Source organism: Pedobacter jeongneungensis, assembly GCF_000633455.1.
Lineage (GTDB): Bacteria > Bacteroidota > Bacteroidia > Sphingobacteriales > Sphingobacteriaceae > Pedobacter > Pedobacter jeongneungensis_A.
In genome coordinates this window covers 12,270-26,721 of record NZ_AYMG01000039.1, presented here as the reverse complement: position 1 = coordinate 26,721, position 14,452 = coordinate 12,270, and the positions used below count along the sequence as shown (strand labels likewise).

Sequence of the window (14,452 nt, the reverse complement as noted above, 5' to 3'; positions counted from 1 at the left end):
TTAATCATATAACGCTAAAAGATTTTCAAAATGAAATTTATAAAATCAAAATATATTATATGTCTCTTATTCATGATGGCAGGAATGCTGAATGTTTATGGGCAAAAACCTGATGAAAAATTGACCATAACCGGGAAAGTTGTAGATCAGGACAAGAAACCGCTACCTGGTGTAGCCATTTCCATTCAGGAGGATAAAACCAATAAAGCTGTTTCTACGGGCACAGATGGTTCCTTTTCAATAGATGCAACAAGTAGCGACGTAATTGTATTTAAATTTGTGGGCTATGGAACCATATTAAAACCAGCATCAGAGGTAAGTAAAGCTGATGTGGTTTTAATCAAATCTTTGGTCGATGCCGGAGATGATGATTTGGTATATATTCCTTTTGGAGTTAGAAAAAGAAGAGAAGTTACCGCAACCATTAGTACCATCAGGGCAGAAAATCTGCCTCAGATCCCATCATCTTCATTAACCAATGTTTTTACAGGTAGGCTTGCAGGTTTGGCTGTATATCCAAGTGGCTCACAACAACCTGGCTACGATGCATCGAGTTTTTTAGTTAGGGGACGCTCATCTTATAACAGCAATCAGGAACCATTGGTGCTGGTAGATGGTATTGAAAGAGACTTCACCTCGATGGATTTAAATGAAATTGAAAGCGTAAGTGTATTAAAAGATGCTGCAACACTAGCCTGGTATGGTATGTATGGTGGTAATGGTGTAATTTATGTAAAAACACGCCGTGGCAGTGCAACTTCTACCAAAGTAAGTTTCGATGCACAGGCCGGTTTACAGGCTCCTTTGCAGATTACAGCGCCTTTAGATGCTTACTCTTATGCTACACTTTATAATGAAGCATCCGTTAACAGTGGTGGTACAGCAGTGTATGGCCCGGAAGCTTTACAGGCTTATCAAACTGGTTCCGACCCGATAAAATACCCAAACAACAATTTTGTAAGGGATTTTACCAAAAAAGTGGCGCCTACACAACGTTATGTAGCTTCTGTTACAGGCGGTAATGCTTTTATAAAGTATTATACCGTATTAAGTGCTTACCAGCAAGGCGGTTTTTATAAAGGTGGCAATAGTGAAACTTATGATGCCAATACCGATTTTAGCCGTTATAACCTCCGTACCAATTTAGATCTGCATGTAAATAAAAATTTAGATGTAGCTTTAGATATCGGCGGCAGGATTACCACGCTAACTTTCCCAAATGCAGGTACAGGAGCTTTTTTAACTGCGGTATATTCTACCCCTGCTAATGCTTTCCCTATCTTAAATCCTAACGGATCGTATGGTGGAACGTCCGTTTATCAGCAAAGCAATCCATTGGCGATGATGCAATCAAGAGGTGCTAGTACCGATTTAATGCGGAACATGATTGCAACCATCAGTGCCCGCCAAAAAATGGACGGCATTTTAAAAGGGTTATCTGGCGAGGTTTTTTATGCTTACGATATTGCAGGTTTATACCGCTCAGGTTTTGCTGAAACTTATGCAACCGCAGTGCTTAATGCAGATGGTACTTATTCGCCATTTGGTACAGCAAGCAAAGTAAACTATCAGGGAAATGCCTTTTCTGGTAACGTTAAAAAAAGTGAGTTTTGGGCTGGTCTTGATTACAATCGTACTTTCGGTAAACACGATATTAAATTCTCAACAAGGGTTTCGAGGGCAAATTTATCTTCTTTCGGAAGTTTGGATGTTCGAAGAGAAGGTTGGTCTAACCGCCTGTCGTACAATTTTATTCAACGTTATTTTGTTGACGTAACGGCTAATTATTCAGGCTCAGAGAATTTTGCACCGGGCAAAAGATATGGTTTTTTCCCTGCTGCATCTGCCGGGTGGATTATCTCTGATGAGAATTTCATGAAAGGATCCGGCAATTTCTTAGACCTGTTAAAAATCAGGGGATCTTATGGTTTAGTGGGTAACGATGCCATTGGCTCGGCCAGAAGATTTGCCTTTAACGATTTCTACAGCAGAAGTACAACCGGTTATAATTTTGGGACTGCTTTTACAGGGGTGAGCGGAACCGGACAGCTGGCTTTGGCAAATCCCGACTTAACCTGGGAAAAAGCCTATAAAACCAGTCTCGGTTTCGATGCCAAATTGTTTAAACAATCATTATCAATCAGTGCCGATTATTTTTACGAAGACAGGAAAGATTTAACCACGGCTTCTTTATTGCCAAGTTTACTCGGTCAGAGTTTAATTTATGTGAACGAAGGAGAAGCTGAATACAGGGGTTTTGAAACAGGTATCAACTATAACAAAAAAATAGGTGAAGTCAACCTGAACGTTTTCGGGAACTTTACCTATAATGTAAGTAAAATCCTTGCCATAAACGAAGGAGCTGGTTTACCATCTTATCAAAAACAATTGGGGCACCCAATTTCGAGTGTAATTTCGCCTGCAGCAACTGCAACTACTGGTGCTGGTTATATTTCTACCATGTTAATTTCTAACGGAATCTTCCAATCACAGGCTGAGATCGATGCTGCGCCAAAACAAATGTTGTCAGGATCGGTAAAACCTGGCGATATCAGATATGTTGATCAGAATGGTGATGGTTTAATTAACGACCTGGATAGGGTTAGAACCGATTTCAACTTTGTACCTAAAGCATTTTTTGGTTTTGGTGCTTCAGTATCCGTTAAAAATTTCGACCTGAATTTCTTGTTCCAGGGTACAAGCGGCCGTTCTATTACCATTCAGAACCTGGTTAACTCAGGTAATGCCAATAACGGTTATTTAAGCCAGTTTAGTGTAGACAGGTGGACACCAACTAATACAAGTGCTCCTTATCCAAGATTATTATTAACCGATAGGGGTAACAACACAGCCAATTCTGATTTCTGGATCCGCTCCGGCGATTACATCAGGCTAAAAAATGTTGAACTAGGTTACTCATTCTCTCCGGCATTTATCAAAAGGTTAAAAATTTCACAGCTGCGTTTTTATGTAGGTGGACTAAACCTGTTAACGTTTGATAAACTTGGCGATTTACCTATCGATCCGGAATTGCCCGAATCGGGATACAATGCTTCATATCCTTATATGAAAATTTATTCACTTGGGTTGAACTTGAAATTTTAAAAGATAAGACAATGAAACCATCATGATTTTACAACTTTTAAGATATGCTTAAAATCATGATAGCTTCATCACCGTTGAAATAAATAAAAAAAAGATGAAAAAAAATATATTTTATCTGATCCTTGCCTTTGTAACCTTACAGGTAGCTGGATGTAAAAAAGATGACTTTCTTCAGGATGGATCTTTTAGCGGGACCAACGATATTACTGAAGCACAGTTATGGGCAAATCCTGATTATGCAAGGAATTTTCTGAACAACGTATATTCTGTGGTTTCTGACCGATATAATTTAGGCGATGGCGCACTACTGGCATCTGGAACTGACGAAGCGGTAAACTCGAACGTAAATGCATCAATTTCTACACTAAACAATGGTACCTGGAGTCCGGTTAGAACCTTTGACGATGTTTATGTAGATATGTATGTAGGCATCAGAAAAGCCAATATGTTTCTCGAAAAGATCGATGCCGCGGCAATTGTTCCAATTGATGAAGTTTTGCCCGCCAACGTAGCCGAAAATCAGACTTATGCCTCGCAAATAGAGCGTTTAAAAGGTCAGGCTTATTTTTTAAGGGCATTTTTCGAATTCGAACTGCTTAAACGTTATGGTAGCTTTGCTATTGTAACCAAAACCTTAACCATTAACGACAAACTTGATGTACCCAGAAATACTTTCGATCAGTGTGTGGCACAGATTTCGGCAGATTGTGAAGCAGCTATAACCAGGTTACCGCTTTCGCCATCGGAGTGGAATACCACCAACCGCGGTAGGGCTACACAAACTTCGGCCATGGCACTTAAATCGCGAATGTTGTTATATGCAGCCAGTCCTCAATATAACCCAACCAACGATGTTACCAAATGGCAGGCTGCCCTTGATGCAGCTAAAAGACTAATGGATACTGGTAAGCACAATATTTACACTTCTTATCCTAACATTTGGTTGTGGAATGTATCAGGTGCAGCCTATAACACAGAAGTTATTTTTGCTACTCAAACACTTAATACCAATTCTATCGAAAGCACCAATGCGCCTATCAGTTATGATGGTGCTACCGGCCGTACCAATCCAACTCAGGAAATGGTTGATGCTTTTGAAATGAAAACAACGGGAAGGCCAATCACCGATGCCAGTTCAGGTTATGTAGCAACAAATCCTTATGCAAACCGCGATCCAAGGTTAGGTTTTACCGTGATGTTCAATACTGCTTCGATACAGCCTATTGTTGCCGCCAACAATTTTAAAGGTAAACCTGTAGAAACTTTTGTGGGTGGTAAAGATGGTTTAGGACTTAATGTTAATGCCACTAAAACGGGTTATTACATGCGTAAATATTTGAGTGAAAGTGCCGTTTGGACAGGTACAGCAACAAATATCCGTCGCCCATGGATCTTGTTCAGGTATGCAGAAATACTTTTAAATTATGCAGAAGCCGTAAACGAAGTGCAGGGTGTAGCCGGGCAGACAGAAGTTTTAAGGGTTTTAAACATGATCCGTAACAGAACAGGTGTAGCCATGCCCGCATTGCAAACCACCAGTGCTGCTGGTAACGGTTATGTAGCTCCAACAAAAGACGAATTACGTAAAAGAATCCATAGTGAGCGTAGGGTAGAGTTGTGTTTCGAAGAGCACCGCTTTTATGATGTACGCAGATGGAAAGAAGGAGAAATTACTTTTAATAAACCGGTTACAGGTATGAAAATTACCCCATTATCTGCAACTACTTTTACTTATACACCGTTTACGGTAGAAAACAGGGTATTTGCGGCAAGAAATTACCTGTATCCAATTTCACAGTCAGAATTAAACAAAGCACCAAGTTTGGGACAAAATCCCGGATATCAATAAAAAACTAGATTTTGCTCAAATTTAGGCGGGCGGTGGAAACACCGTCCGTTAATTAATTGTTAGTTTTGAAAACGATCAATTAATTAATATTAAAACTTAAGTTATGCTGAAAACAACCTATAGCGTATTTTTAATCTGCTTTTCGCTCCTTTCTTCAATCAGTTACGGTCAGGTTACTGCTATACAGAATATCCAGGCCCGCAAAATTCAGAGCCTGAACGGTAAGTGGAACTATATTATAGATCCTTACGAAAACGGCTATTACGATTACCGCCACGATCCATTCGATCAATCGAAAACCGGAACAGGTGGTTATTTTGATGATAAGATTCAAAAAGATAAATCAGAACTGATTGAGTACGATTTCGATCATTCTCCGCAAATGAATGTTCCCGGCGACTGGAACTCACAATCAGAAAAATTAGAACTTTATGAAGGCAATGTTTGGCTACGTAGAAAGTTTGATGCAAAACCCGAAAAAGGGAAAAGGTATTTCGTGTACTTCGGTGCCGTAAATTACGAAGCACATGTTTACCTTAACGGCAAAAAGCTGGGTGTACACAAAGGTGGTTTTACACCTTTCCAGTTCGATGTAACCAATAACCTAAAGGCTGGCGAAAATTCAATCGTACTTAAAGTTGATAATATCCGCAAACAGGATGAAATCCCTACAGTAAATACCGATTGGTGGAATTATGGAGGTATTACCCGTGATGTTTTTTTAGCGGAATTTCCTGAACATTTCATCAACGATTATAAAATTCAGTTGGTTAAAGGAAATAAAAATCTGTTAAGTTTCTCAGTAAAACTTGCAGATGCCACGGCAGGGCAGGAGATTACTTTATCTATCCCTGAACTGAAACTGGAAAAGAAATATAAAACAGATGCTGAAGGCAAAATTGCCGACGAATTTACCTGGAACAATTTGAATTTATGGTCGCCTGAAACGCCAAAACTTTACGCTGTAAACATTAAAACAGATAAAGAAAATATTAGTGATAAAATTGGTTTCCGCACCATTCAGGTAGAAGGAGATAGCATTTTATTAAACGGTAAATCTGTTTTTTTAAGGGGAATATCACTACACGATGAAAATCCGCTTCTAGCGGGCCGTTTACGTTCAGAAGGCGATATGCGCATGATGCTGCAATGGGCGAAAGATATGAACTGTAATTATGTTCGCCTGGCACATTATCCGCATAACGAAGAAATGATCCGTCTGGCCGACGAAATGGGATTATTGGTTTGGGCAGAAGTTCCGGTTTACTGGACCATCAGCTGGACAAATCCTGCAACCTACGCCAATGCCAAGCAACAACTCACTGATTTAATTGTACGCGATAAAAACAGGGCGAGTGTAATTGTATGGTCAATAGGTAACGAAACACCATTAAGTGATGCCCGTTTAAGTTTCATGAGTAACCTTGCCGAAACTGCCCGTTCTTTGGATGATACCCGTTTGGTGGCTGCGGCTTTAGAGGTGCACCGCGATGGAAATAACATTATTTTAAATGATCCATTAGGCGAAAAAATAGACCTGGTAAGTTTTAATGAGTATGCGGGTTGGTATTGGGGCGGTAATCCATCTGAAATCACCAAATATAATTTCGATATCAAGTATAAAAAACCAGTGGTAATTACCGAGTTTGGTGGCGATGCACTGGGTGGTTTCCATGCCGATGAAAATACCCGTTGGAGTGAAGAATATCAGGAAGCCCTATACAAGAATCAGATAACCTTATTAAGTAAAATTGGTGCTTTACGCGGAATGACGCCCTGGATCTTAACCGATTTCAGGTCACCACGCAGACAACACCCTATTTATCAGAATTTCTGGAACCGTAAAGGTCTGATCAGCGAAACAGGCAAGAAAAAGAAGGCCTTTTTTGTGCTGAAAGATTTTTACGACCAAATGCAGGTCAAATACAAATAAATTATGAACAGATTAAAGAAAATTAGTTTCGCTTCGAAAATCATGATTTCGATATCGCTGTTAACCATCTCCTGTGCCAAGTACAAAAGTACCAGTATCGATCCCGGAATGGTAACACCAACACAGTTGGCAGAAGAAATTACATTAAAAAGTATGCCTTTCCCTATGGGAGCTGCACTTAATGTAAGTCTTTTAAAAAGCAATACTAACTACCGCAATCTGGTTATTAAAGAATTTAATAGTGTTACGGCAGAAAATGCCATGAAATTTGCATCCGTACATCCTTCAAAGGATACCTATACCTGGAGCGATGCCGATTACCTGGTTGATTTTGCCGTAGCCAATGGAAAAAGAGTTCACGGACATACCTTAAACTGGTATAAATCATTACCCGATTGGGTGAATAATTTTCAGGGTACTACCGCAGATTGGGAAAATCTATTAAAAACCCATATCCAAACCGTAGTAGGTCATTTTAAAGGTAAAGTAACTTCCTGGGATGTGGTAAATGAAGCCGTTAACGAAGATGGCACCATGCGACCAAGCATCTGGTTGCAAAAATTAGGTGCCGATTATATTGGCAGGGCATTTCAGTACGCGCATGAAGCTGATCCGAATGCTTTGCTTTTTTACAATGATTATGGTCACGAATTTGGCCCGACCAAGCGAACCGCCATTTTAAACCTGGTTACGAGCTTAAAAAATAAAGGTATTCCGATTGATGGAATCGGCATCCAGATGCATACCCGCGTAACCCAAACCGATGCTAATTTAACTGCCGCCATTACTACTGCTGCGGCAACAGGTTTAAAAATCCATATTTCTGAAATTGATATCTCTCTTAACCCTGATAATGTACAGTCTATGACTTATACAAGCGCACTGGGCGAGCAGCAGGCCGCAAAATATAAAACCATTGTAAAGGCCTATAATGCCATTCCAAAAAGTCAGCAATATGGCATTACCCAATGGAATGTAACCGATGCCGATAGCTGGATTCCTTCCAATTATAACCGTCCCGATTGGCCATTGCCATTTGATGCGCAGTATCAGCGAAAAGCAGCTTATCAGGGGATTTTAGATGGTGTTAAATAGCATGAATCAAATATGAGAAGATACTTACCATTAGCCTTAATTTTAGGGATATCCCTTTCCACTTCAGCGCAGGATAAAAAAATCGAAAAGAAAATCGATTCGGTTTTAAAACTGATGACTTTAGACGAAAAAATCGGCCAGTTAAACCAATATACAGGCGATCGCGATGCAACCGGACCGATTACCAATAACCCGAATAAGTTAAAAGATATCCGCGATGGTAAATTGGGTTCTATGCTTAACGTGCGTGGCGCCAAAGAAACCCGCGAAGTGCAGGAAGTAGCCATGCAATCGCGGATGAAAATTCCCTTGATTTTTGGTTTGGATGTGATTCATGGTTACCGCGTTACTTTTCCCATTCCTTTGGCCGAAGCGGCCAGCTGGGATTTAGCTGAAATAGAAAATGGTGCCAGGGTAGCTGCAAGGGAAACCGCTGCTTCTGGTGTACACTGGACATTTGCACCCATGGTTGATATTGCACGCGATCCACGTTGGGGCAGGGTAATGGAAGGTGCCGGAGAAGATACTTATTTAGGTTCTAAAATTGCTTTTGCCCGTGTAAAAGGTTTTCAGGGTAAAGGTTTAGGCAATCTCGATGCGATTATGGCCTGCGCAAAACACTTCGCCGCTTATGGTGCTGCCATTGCAGGGAGAGATTATAATGCGGTGGATATGAGCGAACATACTCTGTGGGAAACTTACCTTCCGCCGTTTAAAGCCGCAGTTGACGCCGGTGCAGCCACTTTTATGAATTCTTTTAACACTTTAAATGGCATCCCTGCAACAGGCAACAGTTACCTGCAACGCGATATTTTAAAAGGACAATGGAAATACCAGGGTTTTGTGGTGAGCGATTGGGGATCGATAGGCGAGATGATTGCCCATGGTTATGCCAAAGATAAAGAGCAGGCTGCAGAACTGGCCATAAAAGCAGGTAGCGATATGGATATGGAAAGCAGAAGTTATCTGCCAAGCCTTGCTAAACTGGTTGCCGATAAAAAAGTGCCTTTGGCATTAATTGATGATGCCGTAAGAAGGGTTTTACGCAAGAAATTCGAACTGGGTTTATTTGATGATCCATACCGTTTCAGCAACGAAAGTCGTCAGGAAAAAGAATTGAATTCTCCTGAAAATAGAAAGGCTGCTTTGAAAATGGCCGAGAAAAGTATTGTGTTGTTGAAAAACGAGAAAGAAATTTTACCACTATCCAAAAACCTGAAAAAGATCGCTGTGATTGGTCCTTTGGGAAAATCAGAGAAAGATATGCAAGGTTTCTGGTCTATTTCGTGGGATAAAGATAACCTGGTTTCCTTGTACCAGGGTTTAAAAAATAAAGCAGGCAACCAAACCGAATTGCTATATGCTAAAGGTTGTGAAGTAGCAGATTCTTCAAAAACGGGTTTTGCCGAAGCGGTAGCAGTAGCCAAACAGGCTGATGTGGTGGTCATGGCAGTTGGCGAAACTTTAGATATGAGCGGTGAAGCAAAAAGCAGGGCAAATATCCATATCCCTGGTGTACAGGAAGATTTAATCAAAGCCATTCAGGCTACCGGCAAACCCGTTGTGGTGTTGGTAATGGCTGGCCGTCCTTTAATATTTAACTGGACAGCCGATAACATTCCTGCAATTATGTACACCTGGTGGTTGGGCAGCGAGGCTGGCAATGCCATGGCCAATGTACTTTATGGCGATTATAACCCATCTGGTAAATTACCTATGACATTTCCTCGTGACGAAGGACAAATTCCTTTGTATTACAATTATTTAAGCACTGGTCGTCCGGCTAAAAATGATAAAGACACCCGTTACCGTTCTGCTTACATAGATATGCCGAACAGTCCGAAATTTGCATTTGGTTATGGTTTGAGTTATACCACTTTCGATTATACCGATTTAGCGGTGAGTAAAACACAGATCAAACCGGACGAAAAAATTACGGTAAGTTTTACTTTAAAAAATACCGGTAAGTATGCTGGCGAAGAAGTAGTTCAATTATACCTGCAGGATAAGTTTGCATCGGTAGTACGTCCGGTTAAAGAACTGAAAGATTTTCAGAAAGTAATGCTGAAAGCAGGGGAGAGCAAAACCATCACATTCAATATCGATAAAGAGAAACTTTCTTTTTATAACCAACAGCTTAAATGGGGTGCAGAAGCAGGTGATTTTAAATTAATGATCGGAACGGCCTCGAATAACATTAAACTGGAAAAGGATTTTACGTTGTTGAATTAGAAAGTAGGCCTTGAGGCGATCGTCACCCTGTCCCGATTTAACATCGGGATCAGGGTCTTTATAGCAAGAAAGATGCTGATCCCGAAGATTCGGAACAGCATGACGACTATTCTTAACAGAAACAAGGAGGAGTTATAGAAACAAACGGTGCGTGGCAACACGAACCATGGCGATGGATAGCATAATTTTCCGTGTCCTCCGCGCATCCGTGGCAAAAAATGGTTAGCCACGGAGACACAGAAACACGGAGGAGCTTTGTGATAAAAAAACCAAATGGAATATAAAAAATGTAAACGGTCTGTGGGGACACAGACCATGGAAACTTAGTGCCTTCGTGCCTTTGTGGTCAAAAAGCATACCGTGGCAACACGAACCAAATAACCTGAGAAAAAAACTAAACGAATGTTAAAAGCGAAATCACTTTTATTACTACTTATTGCAGCTGCTACAGGCTTAACCAGCTTTGCCCAGGATCCAGGCCGAAGAACCATCAGCCTGAACGATCAATGGGAATTTAACAAAGAAAACGGACCGGTAGAAAAAGTAAATATCCCACATACCTGGAATGATAAAGATGTTTTAGATGATGCGTCTGGTTATTACCGTGGTTTGGGCGTTTATAAACGTAAATTAAAGCTTGATGAAACTGCAAAAGGAAAAGATATCTTTTTGGTTTTTAACGGTGTGGCGCAGGAAGCTGAAGTATTGGTTAATGGTAAATCTGCAGCCAAACATATTGGTAGTTACACCCGTTTTATTGTACCCATCTCTTCCTATTTAAACTATAAAGATGATGTAATTGAAGTAAGGGCCAATAACCGCTTCAACGAAGATATTCCTCCTTTAACAGCCGATTTTACTTTTTTTGGCGGTTTATACAGAAACGTAACTCTGTTAATTACCAATCCTGTTCATTTTTCGCAAAAAGAAAACGGAAGCAGTGGTGTTTTCATTGCTACACCGCAAGTTTCGGCTTCAACGGCCAGTGTACAGGTTAAAAGTTCGATTGATAACGCTTCGGCAGTTAACCAAAAAGTACAAGTTGTAACCACTATTTTCGATGACAAAGGTAATACGGTTACCAATCAAACTACTGCCATAAACATCAATAAAGGTAGCAATATGGTGGTGATTCAGGATATTAAATCGGTTCAGAAACCTGAATTATGGTCGCCGGAAAATCCTTACTTATATAGGGTTGTCACCAAAATTATCGATGCCAAAACCAAAGCTGTTATCGATCAGGTTTCCAATTCCTTGGGTTTTCGCTGGTTTAAATTTGATGCCGAGAAGGGATTTTTCTTAAACGATAAACCGGTAAAAATAATTGGTGCAAGCCGTCACCAGGATTACGAAAACAGGGGTAATGCTACACCCGATGCCTTGCAGATCAGAGATATTGAACTGCTTAAAGCCATTGGCGGCAACTTTTTAAGGGTAGCGCATTATCCGCAGGATCCGCAGATTTTAGAAGCCTGCGACCGTTTGGGCATTTTGGCCTCAGTAGAAATTCCGGTGGTAAACACCATTACCGAAACGGAAGCCTTTACCAACAACTGTTTGAACATGCAGACGGAAATGATCAAACAGAATTTCAATCACCCAAGCATCATCATCTGGGCTTATATGAACGAGATTTTATTGCGTTTAAAATTCTCCAACGATAAACCCCGCCAGCAGGTTTATTTTGATCATGTGCGCGAACTTGCCCAAAAACTGGATAGTTTAACGCGTAAACTGGATCCATCCAGATATACCCTTTTGGTTAACCACGGTGCCTGGGATATTTATAACAAGGTGGGGTTAACCAAAATCCCGATGATTGTAGGCTGGAATTTATACTCTGGCTGGTACTCAGGTGTTCCGGAAGATTTTGCTAAATTTTTAGACCGTCACCACAAAGAATTGCCCAATATACCTTTCATGGTTACCGAGTATGGTGCCGACGCCGATCCAAGGATCCGTTCTTTTTCGCCTATCCGTTTTGATAAAAGTGTAGAATATGGCATCAAATTTAACCAGGTTTATTTAAATGCCATGTTAAGCAGGCCTTTTGTAGCCGGTGGTGAAGCCTGGAATTTAGCCGATTTCAACTCCGAAACCCGTGAGGAAACCATGCCGCACATCAATAATAAAGGTTTATTAACCATTGGTCGCGAGCCAAAAGATACTTATTTTCTTTACCAGGCTTATTTATTGAAGAAACCCTATCTTAAAATTACTTCCGCACAATGGAAAGATCGAACAGGCACGGCAGATTCTGGTGCTTTAACCAGTACGCAGCCTCTTCAGGTGGCTACAAACCAAAAATCTGCTGAACTTTTTTTGAATGGTAAGAGTTTGGGTGTAAAAGATGCCGTTGATCATATTATTGATTGGCAGGTACCCTTTATTAATGGAAAAAATCAATTGCGCGTGGTGTCCGGAGATCAGAATGATCAGGCCGATATCAATTTCCAATTACAGCCATTCAAATTTAACGATACCAATATTCCATTTAAAAACATCAATATCCTATTAGGTTCCAAACGATTTTATATCGACGAAAAAGAGCATCAGCTTTGGATGCCCGATCAGCCTTATAAAGCCGGTGCATGGGGTTGGATAGGTGGCGATCCTTACAAAGGAACCAATAACCGCATTACTTATGGCAGCGACAAGAATATTCTAAGCACCGATAATGACCCGGTTTTTCAGACCCAGCAGGTAGGCATCAAACAATTTAAATTCGATGTTCCCGATGGTGAATACGAGCTGGCCCTATATTTTGCCGAGCTGGTTGGTGGTGAAACTAAAGAAGCTTTGGCTTATAACTTAGATAACAACCATAAAAAAGAGGTAGAAGAGCAGCGTATTTTCGATGTTTCCATCAACGGAACAGCATTTTTACCAAAACTAAATTTAGCGGGGGATTTTGGTTATACCACGGCCGTAAAGAAAACAACCAGGGTTACTGTACAAAATGGGAAAGGGATTTCGATTGATTTTAATGCCATCCAGGGTAAACCTGTTTTAAATGCCGTTCAGCTTAGAAAAATTTATTAATCCTTAAAATAATGAATCAACTGCCGCTCCGTATTTTATCGATTGACGTTTTAAGAGCCATCACCATGTTTCTGATGATCTTTGTAAACGATGTGGCCAGTGTAAAACATATCCCAGAATGGATAGAACATGCACCTGCAGATGCGGATTGGATGGGTTTTTCTGACCTGATTTTTCCGGCATTTTTATTTATTGTGGGGCTTTCACTGCCTTATGCCATCCAAGGCAGAAAGAATAAGGGAGCAGGCCTGCTTTCTATTTCAGGTTACATTGCCTTAAGGGCATTGGCTTTGATTGTAATGGGCTTTTTTCATGTTAATTTAGAAAATTACGATGGGCATTCTGCTTTATTGTCCTATTCAGTTTATACTATTTTAATTACCATTAGCTTTTTCCTGATATGGTTAGATTATCCCTCAACGCTTTCCAAAGTAAAAAAGAATGGATTTATCGGCCTTGGTATAATATTGATTGCGGTATTGGCCCTGCTTTATAAAGGTGGTTCGGTAGCGCATCCAGATGGTTTGAAGCCACATTGGTGGGGTATTTTGGGCATTATCGGCTGGGCTTATCTCATTTCTGCTTTTGTGTATCTTTTTTCCAAAGGAAATATTTTTGTACTCATGCTTGCCTTTGTGTCATTTGCTGCCATCAACATTACTACACATACAGGTGTTTTTAACCACCGACTATGGATCATTGGCGATGCTTCTTCCATTATCTTAATGTTAGGCGGGGCGTTGATCACTTCGATGTATAAAAAACTAATCGGGAGTAAAAAATACCTCGATTTTTGGATACTCATCAGTTTCTATAGTTTGTTATCCTTTGCTTTTGGCATGTTTATCAGGCCTTATGCAGGTGGAATTTCTAAAATTTATGCCACACCGGCCTGGATATTCGTATGCATGGGCATTACCATTATCATTTTCGGATTATTGATTTACCTTGTTGATGTAAAGCAGAAAAAAGATTGGTTTAAACTCCTAAAACCTGCCGGAACCAGTACTTTAACCTGTTACCTCATTCCTTATTTATTATATTCTCTTTTTCATTTAGTTCATTTTCGCTTTCCGCATTTCCTGAGTTCAGGCATAGGTGGCATCATCAGGTCCTTTTTTATCGCCTTTTTGGTCATCGGGATCGTACACTTTTTAGAAAAGAAAAAATTGCGTTTAAAAGTTTAATTTCAA

The 14,452-nt window shown here is 40.3% G+C and carries 7 protein-coding genes; all 7 read left to right on the top strand.

From position 1 onward, the window contains the following. The first annotated feature begins 30 nt into the window (after window positions 1-30). The 7 genes from U859_RS0128610 to U859_RS0128580 all read left to right on the top strand — a co-directional run bounded on the left by U859_RS0128610 (window position 31) and on the right by U859_RS0128580 (window position 14,446). The gene (locus U859_RS0128610) at window positions 31-3,105 is read left to right on the top strand and encodes a SusC/RagA family TonB-linked outer membrane protein (RefSeq protein WP_084153179.1); all 3,075 of its coding nucleotides are present in this window, start codon (window positions 31-33) and stop codon (window positions 3,103-3,105) included. A 94-nt stretch (window positions 3,106-3,199) separates the two neighbouring features. Further along, on the top strand, window positions 3,200-4,954 hold the full coding sequence (locus U859_RS0128605) for a RagB/SusD family nutrient uptake outer membrane protein (protein ID WP_025146637.1): 1,755 nt from the start codon (window positions 3,200-3,202) through the stop codon (window positions 4,952-4,954). A 103-nt stretch (window positions 4,955-5,057) separates the two neighbouring features. Continuing rightward, window positions 5,058-6,887 (top strand): glycoside hydrolase family 2 protein, encoded by a 1,830-nt coding sequence (locus U859_RS0128600; protein WP_025146636.1) that lies wholly within the window; start codon window positions 5,058-5,060, stop codon window positions 6,885-6,887. Window positions 6,888-6,890: 3 nt separating this feature from the next. Further along, the gene (locus U859_RS0128595; protein ID WP_025146635.1) at window positions 6,891-7,982 is read left to right on the top strand and encodes an endo-1,4-beta-xylanase; all 1,092 of its coding nucleotides are present in this window, start codon (window positions 6,891-6,893) and stop codon (window positions 7,980-7,982) included. A gap of 12 nt (window positions 7,983-7,994) precedes the next feature. Then, a complete protein-coding gene (gene bglX / locus U859_RS0128590; RefSeq protein WP_025146634.1) occupies window positions 7,995-10,214 on the top strand; it encodes a beta-glucosidase BglX in 2,220 nt (739 codons plus the stop codon). 402 nt (window positions 10,215-10,616) lie between these two features. Next, the gene (locus tag U859_RS0128585) at window positions 10,617-13,259 is read left to right on the top strand and encodes a glycoside hydrolase family 2 TIM barrel-domain containing protein (protein WP_025146633.1); all 2,643 of its coding nucleotides are present in this window, start codon (window positions 10,617-10,619) and stop codon (window positions 13,257-13,259) included. 11 nt (window positions 13,260-13,270) lie between these two features. Then, window positions 13,271-14,446, top strand: coding sequence for a heparan-alpha-glucosaminide N-acetyltransferase domain-containing protein (locus U859_RS0128580; RefSeq protein ID WP_025146632.1), 1,176 nt, complete (start codon window positions 13,271-13,273; stop codon window positions 14,444-14,446). The last annotated feature ends 6 nt before the right edge of the window (window positions 14,447-14,452 follow it).